This is a genomic window from Enterovibrio paralichthyis (genome assembly GCF_019209835.1).
In the GTDB taxonomy this organism is placed as follows: Bacteria; Pseudomonadota; Gammaproteobacteria; order Enterobacterales; family Vibrionaceae; genus Enterovibrio; species Enterovibrio paralichthyis.
This window is the reverse complement of sequence record NZ_JAHUTS010000022.1, coordinates 21,615-46,068: the sequence shown is the minus strand read 5'-3', so window position 1 is coordinate 46,068 and position 24,454 is coordinate 21,615. Positions and strand designations below refer to the sequence as shown.

The following is a 24,454-nucleotide window of genomic DNA, read 5'->3' as shown; positions in this document are numbered from 1 at the left end:
ACTTACTGTGATGCGTGACTGAACAAAGCGTCGATATCTACCGACACCTGGGTAATAGCCTGCCCGCCTTCAGCACCTTTCAACGCCTCTTCCACGTAGGGTGAAATGGAAAAAGCCTGCGGAAGCGGAAAGTTGTGTTCGACCAAAAATTGCATCTTTGGCAGAAAAATCCATTGCAGCCACTCGGTACAAGACAGGGTATCAATGGCAAATGGCTCAGTGCTGGCCAGTTTGTCTTCAGAAGGCGGTGTCGGTTGCCAGTAACCATGTTGCTCAAGGGCATCCTGTAACTGCACCAGCAACACGCCGACTTTTTGGTGTTGGTTCATGATAATGCTCTCTTCTTTAGCAGCATGGGTTGAAATTTCAGGTTCGCGCAAGCATATCAAAAAACACAGGAGGCGGTGAAAACTCCGCATCCAGAATTACGGCTGATATACTGATGCCTTTCTTATTTACCGCCAGCAGTGGCAACAGCAATAGAAGTTTTATGGAAAATTCGCTCTCTCTTCATGCCATTCTCGATCAAGCCAACTGTGATTATCTGGTGTTTGATCTCAGCCGCCGCGTGACAGAAATCAGCCAAAAGGATTTTGTTGCCATTGAAGAAAACCGCGCGCCCTATCCCTACCCTATCCAACAGCATGCTCAGTTGGGCATCGCCTTTTGGCAGGCAGGTCAAGCGCCGTGGATTTGGTTCCTCAAAATGCCACTTGATGAGCGGGGGTTACTAAACCAAGCCGCACTGGGGGATTTTATCCAGTACGTAGCACAAGCTATGGGCGCAACACTGGACAAAACCCCGACCGAGGAAGAGCAGGAGAAGCTGGCAAACAACCCCTATACCTTCAACCCGCAGGATGACAAAAAGGCGATTTTCCATGCCTTTTTGACCTCACGCCTGAACCAGCCTGCCAGCCAGTATTATGACCATGCGCAGCACTACACCTCTGGTGAGCTGGGCTGGGAGCAATGGCAGGGCGTTGGCCTGCAGGGTATTGCAGACCTCTGCGCTCGTATGGACAAGCACAATAACCTTACCCGCCTGCGCAAGGCGGTTGCCAATATGCCGGAAACCCCGAAATATGCGTTATTGGGTTGTCTTGAGCACTGCGCGGTTCCCGCATCACTGGCAGAGCGACTCGAAGACGCTATTCAGGCACAGCTTGCTAGCAATGAAGCCGATCTGTTTTTGCTTACCGCCCATGTCAGGGCTTTGGCAGGTGCCGAATCTTCAAGGTTACAGCGGATCATTGAAACTGTTCTGGCACAGCCTTCCCTTCGCCACCGGGAAATGTTGATTGCCATTGCCGGACGTTGCTGGCAGGCGCTCAGCCAAAGCGATTTGCTGGATACGTTCCTCATCGCCGTGGCAGAACAAAACGATCAAGCTTTTTTCCAGCAAATGGTTGCGGATTTGGTGATGATCCCAGCCCTGCGTCCACAGGTGTTGTCACTGTTGCACGGCGCTGCTTCACCGACACTGCTTGAGGCAGTCAAGCAACTGCAACAAAGCGTGAAGGCCTGAGCCATGATTAGCGATCTGCTGTGGATTCTATTGATAGCCGTTGCCGCCAGTCTGTTCTGGCAGCAACGTCGCCAGAGTGAGTTGGCCAGAGGCTTTATCCAGCGCCGCTGCCAACAGGTCGATGTACAGCTTATTTCTATTGCGCGGGGAAGCCATTCTTTCGGTTGGCCAAAAGGGCCTTTGAATATCCAGACCCGCTATTACTTTGAATTTTCAGTGAACGGTCTTGATTGCTATCAGGGCTATGCCGTGATGAAAGGAATGCGGATCCAGGAGATGTATATGCCTGCGTATCCAGTGATAGAAGGCCATTAAGAAAAAGTTTGTGGCGCAGAAAAAAGAACGGGCGCGACTTTCGTCGCGCCCTTAAGGTCTTACTTGCAGCTATCCGGCTACGAAATTTGCTCCCTGCATCAATCCTTGATCAGTAGCTGATTCCTTCAGCGTAATCCTTATCTCTCCTTCCTGGAGGTGTCCTTCGGTCTTACCATGACCCATCGAGCATTCCAGTTCTCGACTCTCATCCTCGTCCTGAGGGTGTCCTTACTTCGTCCTGAAGTGATTTCCTTAAGCCCCCAATCCCGGGTTGTCCTAAGTGTCATCCTGACCAGTAAACATCCTGCTTACTGCTACGGTTCCATCCGTGTCCCTAATTCCGCTTTCCTTGCTGGTAACACATTCCTTGCATTACCTGCTCATCCTGAGCAACCAAGTCCGTGGTGTTAGTTCCTGTTCCGTGTGTCAGTTCCCTTCCGACACCGAGAAGATTACGCGAACCAATTTCCAAAACAACCAACCTCAGCGTGATTCTCATCACACTTATCAAACACACAATCACACAATCACACAAACCATTGAATTTTAATCTTTTATTTTTAAGACTTTTACCACTATCCCTACTGAAAACAGTCGTTTCTTACCTTCATGTAAGAGATATCTCACAAGCCTGTCAGCTATATCAACCGAATAATGCACCGTCAACTTTGGGCGTTTCCGTTGAGGATCAGCATTTATCGCTAATTTGTTATCAGCTTGTGGTTATATTCTTGATGTGGAGACAGAAAAGGCAGAGAACAAAGAGCGAGACAAGAGATTAGAGATTAGAAACCAAAGATGGGGTAAAAGCGATAACGCTCCGCGAAGAAAAGCTTGGGAAATGCAGCGCTACAAAAAAGAGCGGGCGCGACTTTCGTCGCGCCCTTGAGGTCTTACTTGCAGCTATCCGGCTACGAAATTTGCTCCCTGCATCAGTCCTTGATCAGTAGCTGATTCCTTCAGCGTAATCCTTATCTCTCCTTCCTGGAGGTGTCCTTCGGTCTTACCATGACCCATCGAGCATTCCGATTCTCGATTCTCATCCTCTTCCTGAGGGTGTCCTTACTTCGTCCTGAAGTGATTTCCTTAAGCCCCCAATCCCGGGTTGTCCTAAGTGTCATCCTGACCAGTAAACATCCTGCTTACTGCAACGGTTCCATCCGTGTCCCTAATTCCGCTTTCCTTGCCGGCAACACATTCCTTGCATTACCTGCTCATCCTGAGCGACCAAGTCCGTGGTGTTAGTTCCTGTTCCGTGTGTCAGTTCCCTTCCGACACCCAAAAGATTACGCCAACCGTTTTCTTAAACAAGCCTCCCCTTACTGATGAGGGTCACATTTTTTCACCCACCACACGAAGGTTCGTGTAACAAGCTGTATTTAAAGAATTTAAATACAGGAGCTACCGATTTAGCCATCACTAAAAACAGGATAATCCTACTTGCGCGTAAGAGATCTCTCACAGATAACCACGGTGACTGGCAGTATCAGCTTCTATACTGTCGGAATATTCACAGGAGGTGCACGATGGAAGTGTTTAACCATGATCTTGAAAACCTGTTTAAACAGCTGGGATTAGCGGCTGACAGCCAAGCTATCAACACATTTATAGCCAACCACCACCTTTCTGATGACGAGAGTCTGGCGCAAGCGGCTTTCTGGTCGCCAAGTCAACGCCAGTTCCTCGAAGAGGCTATGCACCAAGATGCGGACTGGGCGGAGCATATCGATATACTCGACACCCTGTTGCGCAAAGGGAGAAGTTAAGGTATTTCTTGCGCCCATGCGCACTTACCTTAAGGACAGCCCCATGAGCAAAGATTTCACTTCCGTTTTGCAACAAGCCATAGACACCCTGGTCGCTGAGCAGAAAACCCCGAGTGTCGCGCTGATTAAAAGCCGCTTGAGCGAACCCGTGCCAATGCCGCTGATCATCAGTGCGCTGCAGCGTTGGAAGAAAAACGGTACCGTGCCCAAAGTGGAACTGGTTGAGAAAGAGAAAGATGCTCAACAGAGAATTGCCGAGCTGGAAGCACAGGTTAAGGCGTTGACTGCACGCATTGAAGCGCTGGAGCAACGCCAGTAACCAAGCCTGGGTTTCAATGGCCAATTTTGCTATTGAAAGTCCCAGGAGAGATTGGAGACCAAACGGCAAGCGTCGCACTTAAAGTGGAAAACATCGTGCAGTGGCGATTCCAGCAGCCACTCGCCGCCACATTTCGGGCATTTCCTTGCCAGCTCACCCTCTTTATCCGTTCCGCCGACGCGGTATTGATAGTAGTACGTAGGCACCTTGGTCAGGTATTCAATACGGCCACGGATATCCCACCCTTTGCGGAACAGCAAGCTATCGGCATCCTGGATCTCCGCCAAAGCCGCATGCTCAGCCTTAAATGCGCCTGCCATCTGGATTTCATCGCAAGCCTGCCATTCGGTCTGCCACTTTACTTCTGCTTTGTGATCGCCATTAAAGGTGGCAGGAATGCGATAAAGCGGAATTGGCAGCAGGGTTTCACCACATCGCAATGGTGAGCAGGTGTGAACATAGGTGGTGTACATCACCTGCCAGCTCCGCGCTTCATCGGGTGCACTCTCTTCAGAGTTAATATCGCGCCCAAGCACTTTCACTTTCGGAGACAACAGGCAGGCATCTGTCAGTTGTTTCAGTTTTTGCTTCACCTGTGGGCTGCTGTATTTTGGGCTCAGGCTGTCTTTTTCCGGGCACACTGCACGCACATGGAATTGGCCGTCTCCCATTACCATTGGAAATTCCCGTCCCAATACCTGGCCGTTGTAGCGAAGTGCATCCATCAGGCCATTTACCGCCCGGTCAACGGCTGAAATGGTGGTGTTATCAAAGCATTCGAAAGTGAGTTCTACAACATACATCGACGGTTAAACCTCTGGCGTCAGTTGCGACAAAAAGGTTTCCACGTTAGGTGCCAGTACCGTCCGGTTAGCAGTGCCAATTCGCTCTTTGATCACCTCGCCACTGACATTGCAGATAGAAACCACATCCAGTTCGTCATCCGTTGCCGCGATAAACACAGTTGGATTTTGCTTAAGGCGCTTTTGCATCAAAAGGTGGCCGAGGATATTTTCCTGCAAACGCGGCAAATCCTCATCACTCCACACCTGAATCAGCTCCAGCGAAAGCCCGTCAAAACGCGCCAGCATATCGCCACAATACTGACCGGCATAAAAGGCTTTAATGTCATCATGAAGCTGAATACCAATGCCATTTTCCACGTTGGAAAAGTCAGCCAACGCTTCGCGCTTGACCGGTTGCCAAATCACCACCCCGTTGGTTTCCTGTACCGTACATGGCGACTCGAGCCCCAAATAGGCGTCACTTTGTGGCTTTGAACCATGTTTCTGGTGCCAGCCGTCAACAAAGCGCTCACTGAAAGACCAAAGCGCACGGGTGACAGAGTGATTCATTAGCAAGATTCCTCAAGATTCAGTAAACTTTGCGCATTCTAATCGATCCGTGGCAAAACCGTATGAGCAAATATCAAGATGCAAAAGAACTCGCTGGCCTGACGTTAGGTCAGAAAACGGACTATCAGGAGCATTATGCCCCCGAACTGCTGCAACCCGTACCACGTAGCCTCAACCGCGATGACCTGAACCTGGGCGATTCGCTGCCATTCAGCGGCTACGATATCTGGACGCTCTACGAACTGTCGTGGCTGAACCCGAAAGGCCTGCCACAAGTGGCGATTGGTGAAGTGCGCCTGCCTGCCACCAGCCCGAACCTGATTGAATCCAAGTCATTCAAGCTCTACCTCAACAGCTTCAACCAGACCAAATTTGAAAACTGGCAGGAAGTGGTGAACACACTGGCAAAAGATTTGTCAGCCTGTGCCGGTGAAGATGTGGATGTAACCCTCTCTCCACTGGAGGAGTTCACCAACGCGCCTGTTATCGCCTTTGGTGGCGAGAACATCGATGAGCAGGATATCGAAATCGACAATTACGAATTCGATCCTAGCCTGTTAGAAGGTGCTGCGGACGGCCCGGTCGTCACCGAAACCGTGAACAGCAACCTTTTAAAATCCAACTGTCTGATCACCAGCCAACCGGATTGGGGCTCGGTGCGCATTGCCTACAAAGGCAAACGCATCAATCGCGAAAAATTGCTGCGCTACATTGTCTCATTCCGTCGCCACAATGAATTCCACGAGCAATGTGTCGAGCGTATCTTTACCGACATCATGCATTACTGCCAGCCAGAGTTGCTGACAGTGTACGCACGCTATACCCGCCGTGGCGGTCTGGATATCAACCCATACCGTACCAACATGGGTAAAACGCCAAGCGAGAACAACCGCCTGGCGCGCCAGTAATTCCCATGCGGGCTCCGTTTTAAGAGCCCGCCTGTTTCACTCATTCAGATTCCTATCGCCATGCGCTTTTTGCCAGCTTCCCTGATTGCCCTGTCCCTGTCACTCAGTCCATCGGCCAACGCCCGTATGTATTCCGCCCCCGCATTGTTTGAAGCGGAACAACTGGTGCAAACCGCACCGGAGAAAGCACTGGAAGCGTCAGAACGCTATCTGATCCAGCGCCGGCTGGAGGATACGGCAAACCGTGCTCACGGGAACAATGAAGTGGACCGCTCTATCCGAACGCCACTCAACACCGTGCATGCTTACCTCATCATCGCCAAAGCAAACAGCGAGTTAGGCAACCATGCTGCAGCCTGGGAAGCACTGAACTTCGCAAAAGCACTCATCGCTGAAAACAACCTCGAATTAGCAGGGCTGGGTGCTAAGTACATTGAAGCATCAATGCTTTACACGCTGGATGGAAGGGCAAATACGGCAGTAAAACTGCTTCATTCTTTGCTTGAAGAACTGCCAGATGACAATCAGCTAGTACCGAGTCTTGCCCGCGTGGAATTTGAGTCAAAATTGCTCAATGCCTGCATTATCGAGAATGGGGAAACAGAAGCGCAAAGCCTTGCTCAATTTGACGAAGTCGCAACACTGTTGGTCAAAAACCCGGATCTGTCCTGGAAGGTGCGCTACCAAATCGCTCTGGGCAAATATCATCTCAACCGAAAATCCTATGAGCGCGCGCTCTCGGAATTACTGAGTGCCTACTGGCTTGCCAGTGAAAACGAATTCACCATCCAGATAGGCCAAGCAAACCTGGCACTGGCATCGCTTTATATGCACCAGGGGGCGCTGGAAAAAGCACAACAACATGCCAACCAGGCCGCTGAGTTTTACGCCCGTTTTGATATCAGCCGAGGGCTGTCTGAAGCGCAAACCCTGCTCGCGACTATCTACCGCGAACAGGGACGCTACAACTTTGCGCTGGCAAACTACTTCAATGCACTGGACATTGAGACCTCGCTGGGACGTCCGGCACAAATGGCCAGCCTTTATGTCGCTATTGGTAAGATTTACCGCGAGCTACAAAAGTACAAGCTCGCAGACGAGTACGTTGACAACGCCATTGAGATTGCCACCAAACACGAGCTGCGCCGTCCGTTGACCGATGCACTGATCCTGAGCGGTGACATGGCGATCGCCGCGGACAAACCGGACACCGCTATCCAATCCCTTTCCCAAGCGCTGGACAACGCAGAGAAAGTCCAAAGCCTTAACCTTACGTTGCAAAGCCTGTCAGCATTGTCGAAAGCCTACGAGAAAAAAGGGGAATTTCAACAAGCGCTCAGTGTTCAACGCCGCTACGATGTTCTTTCCCAGCAGAGCCAAACTGAAAAGCAGCGCGAGGAAGCCGAGTCTTTCCTTGATCGTCAGCGCATGATTGAGCGGCAACTTCAGTTTGATGACATGCAACGCAAACAGGCTGAAGATGCCGAGAAAATCGTCGAGCAGAAAAAGGTTAACCTATTCTTGATTGGCAGCCTTGCAGTCTTGCTGCTTATCCTGCTGCTGCGTAACCGCACCGCAACGTTACGCCAGCAAGAACTCGACGATCTGCGCACCGAGCTTTATACCCACCCCCGCAGTGGGTTGCGTAACCTGCGTATGCTCAATGACAGGCTGTCAAACTCGCTGGCGAAAAGCAGCGCCCACTTTGAACAGTGGTATCTGGGAGAAATGATCCACGAACCTTTGAGTGACAAACTGAGCTTTGCCATGTTTGAAGTTCCGTTTCTCAAAGTGGTGTACCTGCAGCATGGCTACCATCAAGGGCTGGAGCTCGAACGCCAGTTGGGGGATTACCTAAAATCTGTGATTCACAAGCCAGCGCGCCTGTATCACTTTTCCGATGCCATGTTCATCTATATCGAAGCCTATTCGGAAACCCGCCGCGGGCCCGAAAAACTGGCCGCACGTATTCAGTCCATGGTGGATGATTTTGTCCAGAAAAGTGGTCTCGAAGACGTTGATGACCGCCTGCGGATCGGGATGGCTGACTACCCCTTCCTGCCCCGCGCCTATACCTCAATCAATGACAAAGAACTGATTGATATCCTGCTGATGGCAACAGGCGCGGCGCGCCAGGCCTGCAAGCTTGAACACTCCAGCCAGTGGGTTCACCTGAGCGCTATCGACTCAACGCCAGCAGCCTGTTTTGCGGATAATCATGTTCGCCAAGCCTGTCTGGACGGCATAAACACTGGGCTTATCAAGGTTAAAACTTCGGCGGTCGGCGGAATTAACTGGCAGACGGTTCACGATTCTGATAAAAACTGACGCCATTCTATTGATAGGCCTAGCAATAAACCGTTATAGCTAGGCGTTGCCCCCGTGCGTTAGTGAAATAACAACCCTATTTTTCAGGCTTTTGTCGGTCTGGATGGGGTTTGGAGATATAGTCGCGTTTTATGTCCAACTTCTCGTCAGATGAAGATATCATCGAGCTTAAAGAAAAGTTGCAGCATTCCCAGCTGGCATTTCGCGATCTGGCCTTAAAGTCTCGACGCGAAGCGGCGATCCTGAAACGGTTGATCTCCCGTCTTATTGCTGCCTCCCGCGTGCATGGCGACACACAGTTGAACGAACGCCTGTCGCAAATCCATCGTGATCTCGACACTCAGGACAATGTCAGCCGACTCATCCCACAACTAGCTTTAGTGGAGCGCATGGTGAACCGACACAATCAGGCAATTGAGAAATCCACTGATGCGCTGGAATGCCAATTCCTGCAAAGTGGCGAAACGCTGAAGTGCCTGCCCGGTTTACCCGCCCAGCTGAAACGCGACCTTCGCACCTTGTTGACCAGCCCGGCGGCGCAGCAAAGAGGCAGTACAGAAAAAATCATCGGCTTGTTGCAACTGTATGAGCGTGCGCTCAAGCTGCTTTCTCTGCCATCCAACGGCCTCAGTGCACGTGATCTGCTCAATATTGACCGCATCAACCAGCTTTGCAGCCAGTTACAACACCTGATCACTGAATTGGATTTTGACGGTGAAGTGGGTGATCGCCTGCTGGATATCCGAAGCCGCCTTTTGCTGTCACCGGATGCCCAGAGCCTGCTTGAACTGACGCTGGAATCTGTCCAGCTTATCCTTGATGGCACCCGCAACGAACGCAAGGCATCTCAGACCTTCCTGGCCCAGGTCAACGAAGATCTCTCGGCACTGCAACGTCACAACGGCCGCTCCATTGACAGTACTCAGTCTCTTGCCAGCCAGCGTGGCGCGCTGACGGATGAGCTCGCGGCTTCTGTCGATGCAATGCAAATGCATCTTCAGCAGGATACCTCTATCGAAACGCTTCGCCCTAACCTTTCACAGGTATCGGTGAATTTGGCTGCTATCGTGGCCAGAAACAAAGAACTGGAAGCACGAGAACAACAATTGCTTGAGCAACTGCAACATGCTGACCAGAAACTCGAGGCGCTTTACCAACAGACCATGGATTACCGCCGACGTCTTGGCGATCAGGAGCGCAAGCTGCTGCTCGATCCCCTGACCAAGGTCTACAACCGTGCAGCACTGGATGATCGCCTTGAGCATGAATTCCGCTGCTGGCACCGCTACAACACTCCTTTCTGCCTGGCCATGATTGACATTGACCACTTTAAAAATGTTAACGATCAATATGGTCATCTGGTCGGCGACAAGGTGTTGAAAGTGGTAGCCCGTACCATTCACCAATGCTTGCGTGATACCGACTTTATCGCCCGTTTCGGCGGTGAAGAGTTTGTTGTGCTTTTGCCGGATGCCAATGAGGAAACTCGTCACGCTATCCTGGATAACATCCGAGAAACCGTGGCTAAGCTACCATTCAAGTTCAAGGATGACCGTCTGACGGTCACCGTTTCTGTGGGAGCCAGCGTATTCCGCGGCACAGATACACCGGTCGATGTCCTGGAGCGTGCAGACACAGCGCTGTACAACGCCAAGCACAATGGACGCAATAAACTGTTCTGGTCCTGATCGCTCAATATTCATCTCCTTCCTGCTGGATGTTTTTTTACCCTATCACTGGCTAATCCGAAATTCTCTGTGTATGGTTTATTAACACACTGATTTTTAAACCATTGAATAAAAACAGCCGAAACAAAAATAATGGTGTCTTCGCACCCTCCATCCATACAGTGTGTTTTCTCTGCACAGGAGGTGACTATGATCACGCATATCAGCCCGGTCGGGGCGATGGATCTCTTATCCCAACTTGAAGTAGACAGACTCAAGGACACGGCGCAAAGCGATCTCTATCGCCTGTACCGAAACTGCTCGCTGGCCGTTTTGAACTCAGGCAGCCATACCGACAGCTCAAAAGAATTACTCGAACAATACCGCTCCTTCGACATCCGCGTAATGCGCCGCGAGCGTGGCGTCAAACTGGAACTGATTAACCCGCCGGAGCACGCTTTTGTCGACGGGAAAATTATCCGGGGAATACAGGAGCACATGTTCTCCGTGCTTCGCGATATCATTCACGTCAACGTGCAACTGGAACATGCCAAGGTGTTTAACCTTACCAACTCCAGCCATGTCACCAACCTGATCTTCGATATCCTGCGTAACGCCAAGGCGCTGGTACCGGGCAAAGATCCCGATCTCGTGGTTTGCTGGGGTGGTCACTCCATCAACCCAGTGGAATACCAGTACACCCGAGAAGTCGGCCATGAGCTTGGTCTTCGCGAGCTGAATATCTGCACAGGTTGTGGCCCGGGCGCAATGGAAGGCCCGATGAAAGGCGCGGCAATTGGTCACTCCAAACAGCGGGTAAAAGACAGCCGCTTCCTTGGGCTGACCGAGCCGTCCATCATTGCAGCTGAGCCGCCAAACCCGATTGTGAACGAACTGGTTATCATGCCGGATATCGAAAAACGGCTGGAAGCATTTGTACGTATTGGTCACGGGATCATTATCTTCCCTGGTGGCGCAGGCACGGCAGAAGAGCTGCTTTATCTGCTTGGCATACTGATGCATCCGGAAAACGAAGGGCAGCCAATGCCTGTCGTGCTTACTGGCCCAGAGGAAAGCGCCAGTTATTTCCGTGTCATTGATGAATTTATCCGGGATGTGCTGGGTGAAGAGGCAACCCAGTACTATGAGATAGTGATTGGCGATCCGGCCAAGGCCGCGCGTATCATCAAGCAGGCCATGCCCGCAGTGAAAGCGCACCGCCAATCTACCGGTGATGCGTACTCATTCAACTGGTCACTCAAAATCGCGCCGGAGTTCCAACTGCCGTTTGCCCCAACGCATGAGAACATGGCGAATCTCGACCTGCACATGAACCAGCGTCCGGAATTACTTGCGTCGGCATTGCGTCAGGCCTTCTCGGGCATTGTAGCCGGTAACGTGAAAGAAGAAGGGATCCGCGAAATTGAACGCCACGGCCCATTCAAAATCAATGGCGACAGTGTGCTGATGAAGAAGATGGACAAGCTGCTGCGGGGCTTTGTTGAACAACAACGCATGAAATTGCCAGGGACTGCTTACGTCCCTTGCTATGAAATCGTACAGGGCAGCAACGGGCAATAGTATTTCCCCTACTGTCTCAAACAGATATACCTGAATCCTGCACCTTCAGGCAGTTTATGGTTAGAATGGCCCTCACGGGCCATTTTTATTGAGCGACTCATGTCCATTCATCTTGTCATCATCGACGCCATGAACCTTATCCGCCGTGTGCATGCGGCACAGCCAAACCCTGACGACATTCCTGGTACGGCTCAGGTCTGCTGCCGTGCACTAAAGAAAATCATTCAATCCTCTGCACCAACCCACATTGTGGCTGTTTTTGATCATGCAGAGCAGGACAGAGGCTGGCGGGCAGAATTGGTGCCGGAATACAAACAAGGCCGTAAGCCCATGCCAGAAGCCTTACAGCAAGGGCTGGACAATATCCAGGATGCCTTTTGGGAAATGGGCGTCGACTCCCTGCTCTCCTCCGGTGATGAAGCTGATGACATGATTGCCACACTCGCAATCAAAGTCGCCAGCCATGATGGCCAGGTGACCATTGTTTCCACCGATAAAGGATACTGCCAGCTACTGCAACCCACTGTCCGCATCCGTGATTACTTTCAGCAGCGTTGGCTGGACAGCCCGTTTATTGAGAAAGAATTTGCCGTACAACCGGCCCAACTGACTGACTATTGGGGGCTGACGGGCATTAGTTCCAGCGGTGTATCTGGCGTGCCTGGTATTGGCCCGAAAACCGCGTCAACCTTGCTCCAGCGTTATGGCAACCTGGAGGCGCTGTTTGCCGCTGACGATATCGAGCCAAAGTGGAAAAAGAAACTAGATGGGCAGGAGGCACTGGCGCTTCGCTGTAAGCAAGTTGCAACACTGAAAACTGATGTAATTCTTGGTTTCAATCTGCAGGACATCCGGTATCAGGCTGAAACAGTACAATAAAAAACGGCAGCTTTCGCTGCCGTTTTTTATTACTTCAGTACACGGATGTGAACCGTCACTTCCTCACGGTCGTGATAAAGATGCTTTGCCTGCATCTCAAATTTCACACCGTTCTCAATCAGGAATTTCTTGAGGTTTTGTAGATCATCCCTCACCTGCTCGTAACGGCGGTTCATTGGCAGCTTGAGGTTAAAGATAGTTTCTTTTGCCCAGCCTTCGATCAGCCATTCACCCATCAGTTGTGCCACGCGGTAAGGCTTTTCAATCATGTCGCACACCAGCCAGTAAACGTTCTTACGTGGTGGCTCGAACTTGAAACCATCAACCGCATGGTATTTCACCTGGCCGGTTTCCATCAGGCTTTCCGCCATGGCGCCGTTATCCACAGCGTGAACAAACATAGAGCGTTTTACTAACTGATACGTCCAGCCACCCGGACATGCGCCCAAATCCACCGCCCACATGCCAGGTGCTAGACGCTCATCCCACTCGTCACGTGGAATAAATGCGTGAAACGCTTCTTCCAGCTTCAGGGTTGAACGGCTTGGCGCCTCAGGTGGGAATTTAAGACGGTGAATACCCATAAAGTGCGGTGAGTTGTTGTTCGTCAGTGAGTAGCCCACGAGGCAACAACCTGGCGCCGTAAAACAAACGTGCAGTACCGGCTTTTTCGGGTTTTCTTTTGCCAGCAATACGCCACGCTTACGCAGTGCCTGACGCAAAGGCACAGTGAATTTACGGCAGAACTTGAGCAGTTCTTTTGCCTGCGCGGTATCCGGCGTTTCTACACGGATATCACCACATTTAGGCAGCTCACCACCCAACGCCAGAATGGGCGAAATACGGTCACCCGGATCCAAATCGCTTAGTGAGTCAACAACCGCAATCATCTGCCGCGCAAAGATAAGTGATGTCAGTGGCAGCTTCTGAAGCAGCTTTTCTGCATCGCCTTGCTGGTAACACTCAAACAGCACATAGCCGGTGTTCTTTTCCACACGTGGAAAACCATACACTTCGACTTCTGTCGCTTTGTCCTGAATTTCACCCGCACACTCTTTTTCAAAGCCCTGGCGGCAATACAATAAAATCTGGTTCATTTCGAGCCTGCATACCTGAAAAAATAACGCGACATTATGATCAAGCTAACAGGTTAACTCAAGCATTGCGCCAGATTGCTATCGCCGCGAGCACCCAGCCAATCAGAAAACCTGTTCCCCCGATTGGGGTAACAGGCCAAAGCCAGCGCCAGTCTGTTAGCGCCAACCCATATAAACTGCCACTAAAACAAAGCATACCGAACACCATAAAGCCAAGCGCCAAGGCCAACAGGCGCTGCGGGCGAAGCTGGAGCCAGGCACCAAGGCCAATTAAAGCCAGCGCATGCCAAAACTGGTATTGAACGCCTTTTTCAATAATTGAAAGCTCATAGGCAGGAAGCTGGGCTTTCAGTGCATGGGCGGCGAATGCCCCCAGCGCGACCGCAATACCTGCAAAGATGCAGCCCAATACCGCGAAGTGTTTTCCTGTCATTGGCATACTTCCTTGATAAACGCGGCAATCTCATCCGCCGCCAGTTGTCGGTTTTGCGTTTCCGTATAGCCGGAGGCCTTCCGCGGTTTAAAGCTGTGGTCACCATCAGGAATAAAGGTGAGGGTTACTCTATCAGACAAGGGATACCCCTCCAGCTCAGAGCGGTTGCCAAACGTATCACGCTCTCCTTGCAGGATAAGTGTCGGTGTTGTCATGTCAGCCAGATGCCCGCCTTTGTCCTTTTCCGATTTACCCGGTGGGTGGAAAGGAAAGCCAAGGCAGGCAATGCCTTGAACGCCGGTATGACCATCCATATGACTGGCCATGCGTCCTCCCATAGATTTCCCACCAATCACGGTATTTTCCCCACCATACAGGGACACGACATCCTTAAACGCTTCAAGCAATTTCGGCGCACGATCTGGTGGGCGTTTTTTCCCGTCTTCAGCCCGTTTCACCATGTAGGGAAAATTAAAACGCACCACTCGGATACCATGGGCAGCAATGCGCTGCGCCACGTCCACCATGAAATCATGCTCCATACCGGCACCCGCCCCGTGGGCAAAGATAAAGGTATATTCGGCCGTCTCTGGCCCATCAATTAATACGTGACTCATGCAGAGATACTCTCCTGTTCTGCGGCGGCTTTCGCCAGTATCCATTCCCTGAACGCCGCAATACGGCCGGAATCGGCATCTTTTTGCTGACTGACCAGATAAAAGGCGTTTTTACTCATCAGAAAATGTTCAAACGGGCACAGCAAACGACCGGATTCCAGCTCTGGCTGAGCCAGTACATTGTTGCTCAGTGCAATGCCCTGCCCCAACGCGGCTGCTTGAAGCACCATGGCGGAGTGGCTAAAAATTGGACCGTAGTCGAGATTAATATCAGTAATCTGATAATGCTTGGCATACGCCTTCCAGTCTTTGCGCGAACGGTCATGCAGAAGGGTGTGGTGTTTCAGATCAGCCAGACAGGTCAGGGGCTTGGCACCACTCAGGACCGAAGGGCTGCAAACCGGCAGTAAAAACTCCGGATACAGTTCGTCACAACGCAATCCTGGCCAGTTACCGCGACCATAGTAAATAGCGACGTCAACATCGTCGGTCAGTGAACCATCTTCCAAGTCTACTGCCTTGATTCGCACATCGATTTCTGGGTGTTGTTGGTTGAAATCTGCAAGCCTTGGCACCAGCCATTGAATCGCAAAACTTGGCGGCAGACTGATCGTCAGCGCCCCTTTAGCTCCCCGCTCCAACACCCGATCCGTCGCATCGGCCAAAGAGGTAAATATATCTTTAATATCAAGAAAATACCCTTGCCCTTCTTCCGTCAACAATAAGGAACGGTTACGACGTCTGAACAGCTTCAGCCCCAAAAATTCTTCCAGGGCTTTAATTTGGTGACTTACTGCCGCCTGGGTAACGAACAACTCCTCAGCCGCGCGAGTGAAGCTCAGGTGACGGGCTGCAGCTTCAAATACCCGCAAGGCGTTGAGAGGGGGAAGTCGACGTGCCATAACGCATCCTTATTCATAAGATTTTCTAATGCAAAACATTATAAAATGTCGATTGCCTGGCTACCAGAGAAAACCTATTATTTGCGCGCACCACGGGGTTTACGCAGCCTACGTGCGTAGAATTTTGTGGTTGCGATGTTGTGTTTGCATATTTCGGTTATGCCGAATGTCGGTAGTAATCACTACCTTTCATACTTGCTATATTTTTTGAAGCCTATCTATCAAAAAATTTGTCGTGGCACTGAGTCTAATACTCGGTGCTTTTTTTTGTTTTTAATCCCACACCAAAACCATTTCAGTAGCATTACTTTCTCTTGAGTTAACCCGCCAGAAAAGCGATCATCCCCTATTCTGAGTGAAAGCAAGACAAAGTGAACCGGCCCATGACCTCTCGTCCTTTTGACGTTTACCAAATTCGTCGCGATTTTCCATCGTTGGATCAACACATCCATGGACAGCCACTGGTGTATCTCGACAGTGCTGCGACATCCCAAAAGCCCCGTCAGGTCATTGAAAGCATCAGCCGCTACTACTCTGGCGCCAATGCAAACGTACACCGCGGCTCCCACTCCCTGACATCAACGGCGACCAACCAGTTTGAAGCCGCGCGCGACACTGTCGCAGAGTTTCTGGGTGCGCCGAAAAACAGCATTGTCTGGAGCCGGGGCGCGACAGAAGCCCTTAATCTCATCGCGCAAAGCTATGGCCGTCACATCCTCAAGCCTGGCGATGAAATTCTGGTCAGCGAGATGGAGCATCACGCCAATATCGTCCCCTGGCAGCTGGTTGCTGAGCAGACCGGCGCAAAAGTCGTGAAATGGCCGGTCGACCCGATTAGTTGCCAACTCGATATGGCACAGCTGGACGCCCTGCTGAATAGCAATACCAAACTGGTGTGTGTCTGTCATATCAGCAACGTCACCGGTACGCTCAATCCTATCCGGGAAATCACTGAAAAAGCCCACAACATCGGTGCTGTTGTCGTCGTAGATGGCGCTCAGGCCGTGGTGCATGAACACGTAGACGTGACTGAACTCGACGCTGATTTTTACGTATTCTCAGGTCACAAGGTATTTGCTCCAGCGGGGATAGGTGCACTTTATGGTAAACCTGCATTGCTGGATGCAATGCCGCCATGGCATGGCGGCGGAAAAATGGTTGAGAAAGTGTCTTTTGGCGGCACATTGTTCGCTCAATCTCCAGCCAAGTTCGAAGCAGGAACACCCAATGTCGCGGGCGCAATCGCACTGGCAGAGGCGATCACCTGGTACAAGAGCATCGACAGGAAGGCTGCTGAGCGGCACATTGCCCACCTGCAGAAACGGCTGGTTAACGGTATTCAATCTCTCGATGATCTGAATATCGTCGGACTGCAACCTGCAGCCAGCGTAGTTGCTTTCTACGTTGAAGGCGTCCATCACTCAGACCTTGCTACCCTGCTCGATCAACAGGGTATTGCAGTGCGCTCAGGACATCACTGCGCCCATCCCCTGATGGATGCAATCGGCATCAATGGCTGTGTGCGTGCCTCTATCGCCCTGTACAATACGGAGGAAGATATCGACCGCTGTATTGAAGCAATCCGCAAAGCCTGCGACTTGCTCTAGAGGACAACCAGATGACAAACATCACCCAACAACACCCTTTTGGTACAGACATTACTGCTGATGACATCATAGATCTGATGGCCAACAGCCGAAGCTGGGAAGACAAGTATCGCCACATCATACAGCTTGGGAAAAAGCTACCACCACTAGATGAAGCAGCGAAAAATCAAAGCATTTCTGTTCCCGGCTGTGAGAGCAAGGTTTGGCTTAGCTGGCAAGAATGCAATGGCGTTTACGTGTTTTGTGCGGACTCCGATGCACGCATTGTTAAAGGATTGTTGGCAATCATACTTGCCGCTGTTCACGGCAAGCAACGTGACACCCTCATTGCCTTTAACTTTGAACACTACTTTGAACAACTCGATTTACTGGCCCATTTGAGCCAATCACGTAGCAATGGAATAAACGCCATAATTACGCAAATTAAGGAAATATAAATTCACCTAAAAAGCGATGATCCGGGCGTAAAATCATCGCTTTAACTGGTCATTTTACCGTACAAAAAACACTAAAACTCTGAGACTTTGCTCAATAAACGCCATATCAAACTTGCATAATCAGTGCTTTATTTCCTATCTTAAATCGACCACTTTTTAGTCAAGCCATTCGTCAACACCTTGCCTTACCAAATTTGAAAAAGCTGAGCCAAACCAGCCAATTAACAGCAAGGATCGCCAAATAGATCGAAATCATATCCATTTGTTAACATTACGATAACGAATGGTCTTATATTGTGGATCGCGATCTTGTTTTGAGAAATTCCCTTCTAATGGCTTTGCCTTAATCCTGAGAACGTATATCTTTGAACTCGATGGTCATTAAATCATCACATAAAAATTCTAATCTTATTCAGAAATCAGATGAGTTTCTCTGGTTTCAACCCTTACTGCGCTAGAACTAAATAAATTAATGGTGCCTGTATTTTTGGACTTCCAAATGCAGTTACAGGGTCTTGTAAAATTGCTTGTTGTTATGAATGGAGTCATCAATGAAGAAACTCGCGCTCATCACCGGTTCTAAAGGTGGTATCGGTTCGGCGATCACAGAAAAGCTGGTTAACGAAGGCTATCGAGTGATTGCGACCTACTTTACCGGTAATCTGGTTTGCGCTGAGCAATGGTTTGAAGAGAAGAAATTCAACTCAGACCAAGTTCGCCTTTTTGAACTGGATGTTACAAACACCGCCGAGTGTGCAGAACGTCTTCCTATCCTTCTTGAGGAAGAAGGGACTATCGACATTGTTGTGAACAATGCCGGTATTACCCGCGACGGTCTGTTCAAGAAAATGGCTGCTGAAAACTGGCATGCTGTTATCGATACAAACCTCAATAGTCTTTTCAACGTCACCCAACCCCTGTTTGCTGCCATGTGTGAAAAAGGCGGCGGCCGCGTTATTAACATTTCCTCCGTCAACGGCCTTAAAGGTCAATTTGGCCAGGTCAACTATGCGGCAGCAAAAGCCGGCATGATCGGTTTTACCAAATCACTGGCATTCGAAGGTGCTCGTTACGGCGTTACTGCTAACGTGGTTGCACCTGGCTACACAGCAACGCCAATGGTTGAAGCGATGCGTGAGGAAGTTCTGGATTCAATCCGTAATGAAATTCCAATGAAACGTTTGGCTCGTCCAGAAGAGATCGCTGATGCCGTGGCATTCCTGGCTAGCGACTCTGCCGCATATATCACTGGTGAAACGCTGTCGGTCAACGGCGGCTTGTACATGCACTAAAACAGGGAAATACAACACATGGAAAAAGTGTATATCGTTGCGGCGAAGCGCACTGCTATCGGTGCGTTCACCGGTTCATTGAAAGACGTTCCTGCGGGCAAACTGGCAGCAGTCGCTGTTAAAGGTGCACTGGAAGCAGGTAATGTTTCCCCTAACGACGTCAACGAACTCATCCTCGGTAACGTTGTCAGCGCGGGTCAAGGCATGGGCATCGGTCGTCAGGCAGCTATCTTTGCAGACTTACCTGAATCTGTGCCTGCCTACGCTATCAACATGGTTTGTGGCAGCGGCATGAAAGCCGTGATGGATGCAGTTGCTCACATCCGTTGTGGCGATGCCGATGTCGTCGTTGCGGCTGGCGTTGAGAACATGTCTCAAATTCCTTTCGCTGCGTCAGGTTCTTTGCGCAACGGACAAAAAATGGGCGACATCAGCCTTAAAGACCTGCTCATCAGCGATGGTCTGACTGATGTTTACAACCAATACCACATGGGCGTAACAGCAGAAAATGTTGCCAAGCAGGTCGGTTTAAGCCGCGAGCAGCAAGATGCCTACGCCCAACAAAGCCAACAGAAAGCGGTTGCCGCTGTTGAAGCAGGTCGATTCAAGGATGAAATCGTGCCAGTTGAAGTGCAGCAACGCCGTCAGACCGTGTCATTCGATACCGATGAATATCCGAAAGCAGATTGCACACAAGAAGGTTTGGGTAAGCTACGTCCCGCCTTTGACCGCGAAGGTACAGTCACTGCCGGTAATGCATCTGGTCTTAATGACGGAGCAAGTGCAGTTGTCGTTGCTTCTGAAGCAGCAGTCAAACGCCTTGGCTTGAAACCGTTGGCTGAAATCACTAGCTACGCGCAAGTTGGGTTAGATCCTAAAATCATGGGCCTTGGCCCTGTGGGTGCAGTAACCGAAGCTCTGAAAAAAGCAGAGTTGTCGATTTCCGATGTGGATCTTTTTGAGCTCAACGAAGCTTTTGCTGCTCAGGCGCTGGGCGTTGTTCACCAATTGGCGGACACACACAACGTCAGCACTGACAGCATTTTGGAGAAAGCGAACGTCAATGGCGGCGCAATCGCATTGGGTCACCCTCTCGGGGCATCAGGTAACCGCATTCTGGTTTCACTGATCCACGAGTTGGAAAAGCGCGAAGGCACATATGGTGTTGCTTCGCTTTGCATCGGCGGCGGCATGGGTACGGCAGTAGTCGTTAAACGTGTCGGCTAACACAATGTTAAACCCCCTTGGATCTAATTAATACACTCAGGAGAAACACCATGTACACTGATATGTTTAAAGCATTCTCAGAGCAAACTGAAAAAACTCTGGCGCCTTACATCAAATTCAACAAGCTGGTAGCGAAAAACGTAGAAACGCTGACCGAGCTTCAACTGAGCGCTGTAAAAACTTACAGCGAAATGGGCCTGGCTCAAGTGAAAGCTGCAAGCGAAGTAACTGACGTGACTTCAATGACTGCATACAGCAGCCAACAACTGGCAGCGATGACTAAACTGTCTCAACAAATGATGGACGACAGCGCGAAGCTTCAAGCGATTGCGAAAGAGTTCAAAGATGATCTGGAAAAACTGACTGCTGACAACCTGAAATCTGTCACTCCAGCCTAATTCAAGGTGACTCCGCCCTCTTTGCTAGAGGGCGGAGTATTTTCCGATCAAGAGGGTTTAGACATGTATCATAACTTCTTCTCGGACTACCTTGTAAAACTCCAAGAGAGTAACCAGAAATGGTGGAAGGATCTTGAGCAAGGCAAGGCAGCCGTTAACACCCCACTCAACAAAGCAATGCAAGAGCTGAGTATCGAAGATACCACCAAGCTCCTTGAAAATGCCGCAAACCAGCCTGCTGCACTGTTGCAAATCCAAATGCAGTGGTGGGAAAAGCAAATGCAGATCTGGCAGAACGTTGCACTGACTGCTAACAATCAAGAAATTGTATCGCCAGATAAAGACGACAAACGCTTCCAGGATAAAAGCTGGCAAGATGAAGTGATGTATAACTTCATCAAACAGTCTTACCTGTTGTTTGGCCGCACTTTCCTCGACACCATTAATGCGGTGGAAGGATTGGATGACAAAGCCAAAGAGCGTCTGACCTTTTTCTCTCGCCAGGCTATCAACGCTATGTCTCCCAGCAACTTCGTGGGTACCAACCCGGAATTGCTGAAGCTAACCATGGAGAAAAACGGCGAGAACTTGGTGAAAGGGTTACAAACCCTGCAAGAAGATCTCGAGTCCAGTGCGGATATCCTGAAAGTCCGCATGACTAACAACAATGCGTTCAAACTCGGTGAGGAGATCGCCAACACCCCAGGTGATGTGGTGTTTAAAAACGATCTGTTTGAGTTGATTCAGTACCGTCCGATGACGGAAACCGTCAACGCAACGCCACTGCTCATTGTTCCGCCTTTCATCAACAAGTACTACATCCTCGACCTTCGTGAGAAGAACTCGATGGTGCGCTGGTTGGTCGAACAGGGACACACTGTATTTATGATGTCCTGGCGCAACCCAGGTGTAGAACAGCGCAATGTAGAGTTTGGCGATTACGTTACTGACGGCGTGGTTCAGGCCGTGAATGCGATTGAAGAGATCACGGGGCAACAGCAAATCAACGCTGCTGGTTACTGTATCGGTGGTACTGTTCTGGCATGTACGATTGCTTACTACGCTGCCAAACGCATGAAAGCGCGCATCAAGTCAGCATCGTTCTTCACCACACTGCTAGATTTCTCGCAGCCAGGTGAAGTCGGCGCTTACATTAATGACAGCGTTGTCAGCGCAATTGAACTTCAAAACAGCACCCGTGGCTTTATGGACGGCCGCTCCCTGAGCGTGACCTTCAGCTTGCTGCGTGAAAACAGCCTGTACTGGAACTACTACATCGATAACTACCTCAAGGGTAACAGCCCGGTAGATTTCGATTTGCTTTACTGGAACAGCGACAGCACCAACGTAGCTGCAGCTACCCACAACTTCATGCTTCGCGAGCTGTACCTGAACAACAAACTGGTACAGGACAAAGGTGTGAAAGTGGGCGGTGTTTGGATTGACCTGAATAAAATCAAAATCCCGACTTATTTCATTTCAACCAAGGAAGACCACATTGCCCTGTGGCAAGGTACTTACCGTGGTGCACTGAATGTCGGGGGTAACAAGACGTTTGTTCTGGGTGAATCAGGACACATTGCCGGTATCGTTAACCACCCTGCAAAGGGCAAGTACGGCTACTGGATCAATGATGAGCTGAGTGAATCTGCAGATGAGTGGTTTGAATCAGCAGAGCACAGCACGGGTTCTTGGTGGACTCACTGGGATAAGTGGCTCGCATCCTACAGCCCGAAAGAGAAGATCGCACCTTATGCGCAAGGCTCTGACGCTAACCCAGTCCAGCAGGCAGCACCGGGCGATTATGTGAAGCAAGTGCTTCCTATTCCTGAAAAAGCCGCTACTGAAGCAAAAAAAGTTGACGCAGCTGACGCTTAATATCAGGGCTAATACCCTGTTATAGAGGCAGATAGACGCGATAAAAAAGGCCGCATTGTCATAATGCGGCCTTTCTTTTTAACTGGCATTTACCTGTTATATCAATGCTTTGCCTTCGCGGTCAGTTTCGCAATGATGCGGGAAACAGCAACAAAACCAAATGTCGCCGTCACCATGGTCGCCGCGCCAAATCCACTGGCACAGTCCATACGTTTCGGGCCTTCCGCAGACGATTTGGCTTCACATACCGAGCCATCAGGTTGCGGGTATTTCAGCTGCTCTGTCGAGAAAACACAGTCGATACCGAATTTACGTCCCTGCGTTTTGGTGAAGTTATGAAAACGACGCAGGTTATTGCGCAGTTTCGCGGCCAGCGGATCCTGAATGGTCTTGGTCAAATCAGCCACCTGGATTTGGGTCGGGTCAATCTGGCCACCCGCACCGCCTACAGTGATAATTTTGATTTTATTGCGCTTACAGTAAGCAAGCAGTGCCGTTTTTGGCTTAATGCTGTCGATGGCATCCAGTACATAATCGTAGTCTTTGGTGATGTACTCAGGAATATTGTCTTCTGAGATAAAGTCATCAATCAGGTGAACGACGCAATCTGGATTAATCGCGCGTACACGCTCGGCCATCACTTCAATTTTGCTCTGCCCGACAGTGCCACTCATTGCGTGGATTTGACGATTTATGTTGGTGACACAGATGTCATCCATATCAATCAGCGTCAGTTCACCCACGCCGCTTCGCGCCAAGGCTTCAACAGCCCATGAGCCAACCCCACCTATACCAATCACACACACGTGAGACTGACGGAGGATCTCCAGCTCAGTCATGCCATAAAGGCGGCGGGTGCCACCAAAACGTTGCTGATAGCTTTCTGATGCAGGAGTGGTTGTGGTCATACTCATTCGCTCTGTTTCCGAAAATAGAGTGCGGTTTATACTCGCTTGGCGCTCAAATGTCCATGTCACCACAGCGGGCAGATTGGCACATTTTAGCGCGGCATCTTATCCCGCAACCAGCTAATCACCTGAGACACAGGTTCCAGCCGTCGCTTATAGCCCAATGAATACAAAAAGTAGCCATATTGGCTGTCAAAATATAGCCCGAGTGGGTTGATAACCTCCCCTTTTAAGAGGCTGTCATTAACCAAAAACTCAGGGATCAGCGCCATGCCCTGCTGCTGTTTGACCGCTTCAAGCGCCATATAGAAGTGTTCAAATCCCACCCCATAGCTTGGCGAGTCCGGCGCAATACCGTGCGAATGCCAGAACTGCTGCCAGATTTGGGGACGGGTGATATGTGAGATTGAATGATAAAGCAGAAGATCCCGGATATTCCGAATTGGAGAGGTAATCAGCGCAGGGCTAACCACCAGCATCAAACGCTCACGGACAAGCAACTCGGCCTCTTCATCCAGGTTTGCCAGTGGCAAGCAATGCACTGCGATATCCCCTTGAAAACGGTTTTGTATGTCAGAGGTAATAGAAGCTTTCACAGCCAACTCTATGTTCGGCAACGACTGCCGGAAATGTTCAAGGCGGGGGATCAGCCACATGCTGGCTACCGAAGGGGGCAGCGACAGTGCAATTCTGGATTTGGTGTGCGGTGTCTGCATGATGTTGGATGTCGCATGCTGCAGGTTTTCCAACGCCTCCACAACTGATGGCAGGTAACGCCGCCCCATTTCTGTCAGCTCAATTTTCCCGCCGGAGCGCTCGAACAAGGTGCACCCTATCTGTGCTTCCAGCTGCAGGATTTGCTTACTGATTGCACTTTGGGTCAGGTTGAGCAAAACCGCCGCCTTGGAAAAGCTCAAGGTCTGGGCCACAACCGTAAAGGTCATTAATGTCTTAACCGGTGGGATAGGCATAGCCATCAATAGCACCTATGAAAATATGGAATACCCATTGA

Annotated in this window: 24 protein-coding genes; 15 read left to right on the top strand and 9 right to left on the bottom strand. The window is 50.4% G+C overall.

Annotated features, from left to right (window positions below):
- Window positions 1-2: 2 nt before the first annotated feature.
- Window positions 3-329 carry a YqcC family protein gene (locus tag KU854_RS19550; protein WP_054780485.1) on the bottom strand — a complete coding sequence of 109 codons (327 nt, stop codon included), beginning with the start codon at window positions 327-329 and terminating at the stop codon, window positions 3-5.
- Between the two features lie 161 nt (window positions 330-490).
- Between KU854_RS19550 and KU854_RS19545 the strand changes: the two genes are divergently transcribed.
- From KU854_RS19545 to KU854_RS19530, 4 genes are all read left to right on the top strand, one after another.
- Window positions 491-1,528, top strand: coding sequence for a DUF3549 family protein (locus KU854_RS19545; protein WP_218360029.1), 1,038 nt, complete (start codon window positions 491-493; stop codon window positions 1,526-1,528).
- 3 nt (window positions 1,529-1,531) lie between these two features.
- Window positions 1,532-1,843: a DUF3301 domain-containing protein gene (locus tag KU854_RS19540; protein WP_218360028.1), complete on the top strand. Its 312-nt coding sequence runs from the start codon at window positions 1,532-1,534 to the stop codon at window positions 1,841-1,843.
- A gap of 1,526 nt (window positions 1,844-3,369) precedes the next feature.
- On the top strand, window positions 3,370-3,609 hold the full coding sequence (locus KU854_RS19535) for a DUF2789 domain-containing protein (protein ID WP_218360027.1): 240 nt from the start codon (window positions 3,370-3,372) through the stop codon (window positions 3,607-3,609).
- Between the two features lie 43 nt (window positions 3,610-3,652).
- On the top strand, window positions 3,653-3,928 hold the full coding sequence (locus KU854_RS19530; RefSeq protein ID WP_218360026.1) for a hypothetical protein: 276 nt from the start codon (window positions 3,653-3,655) through the stop codon (window positions 3,926-3,928).
- Between the two features lie 29 nt (window positions 3,929-3,957).
- Here KU854_RS19530 and KU854_RS19525 read toward each other — a convergent pair whose 3' ends face one another.
- Both KU854_RS19525 and syd read right to left on the bottom strand, forming a co-directional pair.
- Window positions 3,958-4,731 carry a Zn-ribbon-containing protein gene (locus KU854_RS19525; RefSeq protein WP_218360025.1) on the bottom strand — a complete coding sequence of 258 codons (774 nt, stop codon included), beginning with the start codon at window positions 4,729-4,731 and terminating at the stop codon, window positions 3,958-3,960.
- Window positions 4,732-4,737: 6 nt separating this feature from the next.
- A complete protein-coding gene (syd, locus tag KU854_RS19520) occupies window positions 4,738-5,283 on the bottom strand; it encodes a SecY-interacting protein (RefSeq protein WP_218360024.1) in 546 nt (181 codons plus the stop codon).
- 62 nt (window positions 5,284-5,345) lie between these two features.
- Here syd and queF point away from each other — a divergent pair, with 62 nt between their 5' ends.
- From queF to xni, 5 genes are all read left to right on the top strand, one after another.
- Window positions 5,346-6,191 (top strand): NADPH-dependent 7-cyano-7-deazaguanine reductase QueF, encoded by an 846-nt coding sequence (queF, locus tag KU854_RS19515; RefSeq protein WP_218360023.1) that lies wholly within the window; start codon window positions 5,346-5,348, stop codon window positions 6,189-6,191.
- A gap of 60 nt (window positions 6,192-6,251) precedes the next feature.
- Window positions 6,252-8,519, top strand: a complete 2,268-nt coding sequence (locus KU854_RS19510) for a tetratricopeptide repeat protein (protein ID WP_218360022.1) — start codon at window positions 6,252-6,254, stop codon at window positions 8,517-8,519.
- A 131-nt stretch (window positions 8,520-8,650) separates the two neighbouring features.
- Entirely contained in the window at window positions 8,651-10,207 is a 1,557-nt protein-coding gene (locus tag KU854_RS19505) for a GGDEF domain-containing protein (RefSeq protein ID WP_218360021.1), read from the top strand.
- 189 nt (window positions 10,208-10,396) lie between these two features.
- Window positions 10,397-11,767 carry a nucleotide 5'-monophosphate nucleosidase PpnN gene (gene ppnN / locus KU854_RS19500; RefSeq protein ID WP_218360020.1) on the top strand — a complete coding sequence of 457 codons (1,371 nt, stop codon included), beginning with the start codon at window positions 10,397-10,399 and terminating at the stop codon, window positions 11,765-11,767.
- A 99-nt stretch (window positions 11,768-11,866) separates the two neighbouring features.
- A complete protein-coding gene (xni, locus tag KU854_RS19495; RefSeq protein ID WP_218360019.1) occupies window positions 11,867-12,646 on the top strand; it encodes a flap endonuclease Xni in 780 nt (259 codons plus the stop codon).
- 29 nt (window positions 12,647-12,675) lie between these two features.
- Here the strand turns inward: xni and rlmM are convergent, their stop codons facing one another.
- The 4 genes from rlmM to KU854_RS19475 are packed head-to-tail and all read right to left on the bottom strand — an operon-like array spanning window position 12,676 to window position 15,695.
- Window positions 12,676-13,743 carry a 23S rRNA (cytidine(2498)-2'-O)-methyltransferase RlmM gene (gene rlmM, locus KU854_RS19490; RefSeq protein ID WP_218360018.1) on the bottom strand — a complete coding sequence of 356 codons (1,068 nt, stop codon included), beginning with the start codon at window positions 13,741-13,743 and terminating at the stop codon, window positions 12,676-12,678.
- 58 nt (window positions 13,744-13,801) lie between these two features.
- Complete coding sequence (locus KU854_RS19485) at window positions 13,802-14,176, bottom strand: DUF423 domain-containing protein (RefSeq protein ID WP_218360017.1); 375 nt, start codon at window positions 14,174-14,176, stop codon at window positions 13,802-13,804.
- Window positions 14,173-14,793, bottom strand: a complete 621-nt coding sequence (locus tag KU854_RS19480) for an alpha/beta family hydrolase (protein ID WP_218360016.1) — start codon at window positions 14,791-14,793, stop codon at window positions 14,173-14,175. Before KU854_RS19480 ends, KU854_RS19485 begins: the two co-directional genes overlap by 4 nt.
- Window positions 14,790-15,695 (bottom strand): transcriptional regulator GcvA, encoded by a 906-nt coding sequence (locus tag KU854_RS19475; RefSeq protein WP_218360015.1) that lies wholly within the window; start codon window positions 15,693-15,695, stop codon window positions 14,790-14,792. The genes KU854_RS19480 and KU854_RS19475 overlap by 4 nt, the downstream gene beginning before the upstream one ends.
- Window positions 15,696-16,078: 383 nt before the next feature.
- Between KU854_RS19475 and KU854_RS19470 the strand changes: the two genes are divergently transcribed.
- The 6 genes from KU854_RS19470 (at window position 16,079) to phaC (ending at window position 22,534) form a co-directional block, all read left to right on the top strand.
- Entirely contained in the window at window positions 16,079-17,302 is a 1,224-nt protein-coding gene (locus KU854_RS19470; RefSeq protein WP_218360014.1) for an aminotransferase class V-fold PLP-dependent enzyme, read from the top strand.
- Window positions 17,303-17,313: 11 nt separating this feature from the next.
- Entirely contained in the window at window positions 17,314-17,739 is a 426-nt protein-coding gene (csdE, locus tag KU854_RS19465) for a cysteine desulfurase sulfur acceptor subunit CsdE (RefSeq protein ID WP_218360013.1), read from the top strand.
- Window positions 17,740-18,290: 551 nt separating this feature from the next.
- Window positions 18,291-19,031 carry an SDR family oxidoreductase gene (locus KU854_RS19460; RefSeq protein ID WP_218360012.1) on the top strand — a complete coding sequence of 247 codons (741 nt, stop codon included), beginning with the start codon at window positions 18,291-18,293 and terminating at the stop codon, window positions 19,029-19,031.
- 18 nt (window positions 19,032-19,049) lie between these two features.
- Entirely contained in the window at window positions 19,050-20,258 is a 1,209-nt protein-coding gene (locus tag KU854_RS19455) for an acetyl-CoA C-acetyltransferase (RefSeq protein WP_218360011.1), read from the top strand.
- 50 nt (window positions 20,259-20,308) lie between these two features.
- The gene (locus KU854_RS19450; protein WP_054780419.1) at window positions 20,309-20,656 is read left to right on the top strand and encodes a phasin family protein; all 348 of its coding nucleotides are present in this window, start codon (window positions 20,309-20,311) and stop codon (window positions 20,654-20,656) included.
- A gap of 63 nt (window positions 20,657-20,719) precedes the next feature.
- Window positions 20,720-22,534, top strand: coding sequence for a class I poly(R)-hydroxyalkanoic acid synthase (gene phaC, locus KU854_RS19445; RefSeq protein WP_218360010.1), 1,815 nt, complete (start codon window positions 20,720-20,722; stop codon window positions 22,532-22,534).
- Window positions 22,535-22,635: 101 nt separating this feature from the next.
- Here the strand turns inward: phaC and tcdA are convergent, their stop codons facing one another.
- The gene (gene tcdA, locus KU854_RS19440) at window positions 22,636-23,442 is read right to left on the bottom strand and encodes a tRNA cyclic N6-threonylcarbamoyladenosine(37) synthase TcdA (RefSeq protein ID WP_218360009.1); all 807 of its coding nucleotides are present in this window, start codon (window positions 23,440-23,442) and stop codon (window positions 22,636-22,638) included.
- 92 nt (window positions 23,443-23,534) lie between these two features.
- Window positions 23,535-24,419, bottom strand: coding sequence for a LysR substrate-binding domain-containing protein (locus KU854_RS19435; protein ID WP_218360008.1), 885 nt, complete (start codon window positions 24,417-24,419; stop codon window positions 23,535-23,537).
- Between the last annotated feature and the right edge of the window lie 35 nt (window positions 24,420-24,454).

What these genes read in the sequence shown, in the direction of transcription:
- KU854_RS19550 (WP_054780485.1), bottom strand. Translation starts at nt 329, where the DNA reads ATGAACCAACACCAAAAAGTCGGCGTGTTGCTGGTGCAGTTACAGGAT.
- KU854_RS19545 (WP_218360029.1), top strand. Translation starts at nt 491, where the DNA reads ATGGAAAATTCGCTCTCTCTTCATGCCATTCTCGATCAAGCCAACTGT.
- KU854_RS19540 (WP_218360028.1), top strand. Translation starts at nt 1,532, where the DNA reads ATGATTAGCGATCTGCTGTGGATTCTATTGATAGCCGTTGCCGCCAGT.
- KU854_RS19535 (WP_218360027.1), top strand. Translation starts at nt 3,370, where the DNA reads ATGGAAGTGTTTAACCATGATCTTGAAAACCTGTTTAAACAGCTGGGA.
- KU854_RS19530 (WP_218360026.1), top strand. Translation starts at nt 3,653, where the DNA reads ATGAGCAAAGATTTCACTTCCGTTTTGCAACAAGCCATAGACACCCTG.
- KU854_RS19525 (WP_218360025.1), bottom strand. Translation starts at nt 4,731, where the DNA reads ATGTATGTTGTAGAACTCACTTTCGAATGCTTTGATAACACCACCATT.
- syd (WP_218360024.1), bottom strand. Translation starts at nt 5,283, where the DNA reads ATGAATCACTCTGTCACCCGTGCGCTTTGGTCTTTCAGTGAGCGCTTT.
- queF (WP_218360023.1), top strand. Translation starts at nt 5,346, where the DNA reads ATGAGCAAATATCAAGATGCAAAAGAACTCGCTGGCCTGACGTTAGGT.
- KU854_RS19510 (WP_218360022.1), top strand. Translation starts at nt 6,252, where the DNA reads ATGCGCTTTTTGCCAGCTTCCCTGATTGCCCTGTCCCTGTCACTCAGT.
- KU854_RS19505 (WP_218360021.1), top strand. Translation starts at nt 8,651, where the DNA reads ATGTCCAACTTCTCGTCAGATGAAGATATCATCGAGCTTAAAGAAAAG.
- ppnN (WP_218360020.1), top strand. Translation starts at nt 10,397, where the DNA reads ATGATCACGCATATCAGCCCGGTCGGGGCGATGGATCTCTTATCCCAA.
- xni (WP_218360019.1), top strand. Translation starts at nt 11,867, where the DNA reads ATGTCCATTCATCTTGTCATCATCGACGCCATGAACCTTATCCGCCGT.
- rlmM (WP_218360018.1), bottom strand. Translation starts at nt 13,743, where the DNA reads ATGAACCAGATTTTATTGTATTGCCGCCAGGGCTTTGAAAAAGAGTGT.
- KU854_RS19485 (WP_218360017.1), bottom strand. Translation starts at nt 14,176, where the DNA reads ATGACAGGAAAACACTTCGCGGTATTGGGCTGCATCTTTGCAGGTATT.
- KU854_RS19480 (WP_218360016.1), bottom strand. Translation starts at nt 14,793, where the DNA reads ATGAGTCACGTATTAATTGATGGGCCAGAGACGGCCGAATATACCTTT.
- KU854_RS19475 (WP_218360015.1), bottom strand. Translation starts at nt 15,695, where the DNA reads ATGGCACGTCGACTTCCCCCTCTCAACGCCTTGCGGGTATTTGAAGCT.
- KU854_RS19470 (WP_218360014.1), top strand. Translation starts at nt 16,079, where the DNA reads ATGACCTCTCGTCCTTTTGACGTTTACCAAATTCGTCGCGATTTTCCA.
- csdE (WP_218360013.1), top strand. Translation starts at nt 17,314, where the DNA reads ATGACAAACATCACCCAACAACACCCTTTTGGTACAGACATTACTGCT.
- KU854_RS19460 (WP_218360012.1), top strand. Translation starts at nt 18,291, where the DNA reads ATGAAGAAACTCGCGCTCATCACCGGTTCTAAAGGTGGTATCGGTTCG.
- KU854_RS19455 (WP_218360011.1), top strand. Translation starts at nt 19,050, where the DNA reads ATGGAAAAAGTGTATATCGTTGCGGCGAAGCGCACTGCTATCGGTGCG.
- KU854_RS19450 (WP_054780419.1), top strand. Translation starts at nt 20,309, where the DNA reads ATGTACACTGATATGTTTAAAGCATTCTCAGAGCAAACTGAAAAAACT.
- phaC (WP_218360010.1), top strand. Translation starts at nt 20,720, where the DNA reads ATGTATCATAACTTCTTCTCGGACTACCTTGTAAAACTCCAAGAGAGT.
- tcdA (WP_218360009.1), bottom strand. Translation starts at nt 23,442, where the DNA reads ATGACCACAACCACTCCTGCATCAGAAAGCTATCAGCAACGTTTTGGT.
- KU854_RS19435 (WP_218360008.1), bottom strand. Translation starts at nt 24,419, where the DNA reads ATGGCTATGCCTATCCCACCGGTTAAGACATTAATGACCTTTACGGTT.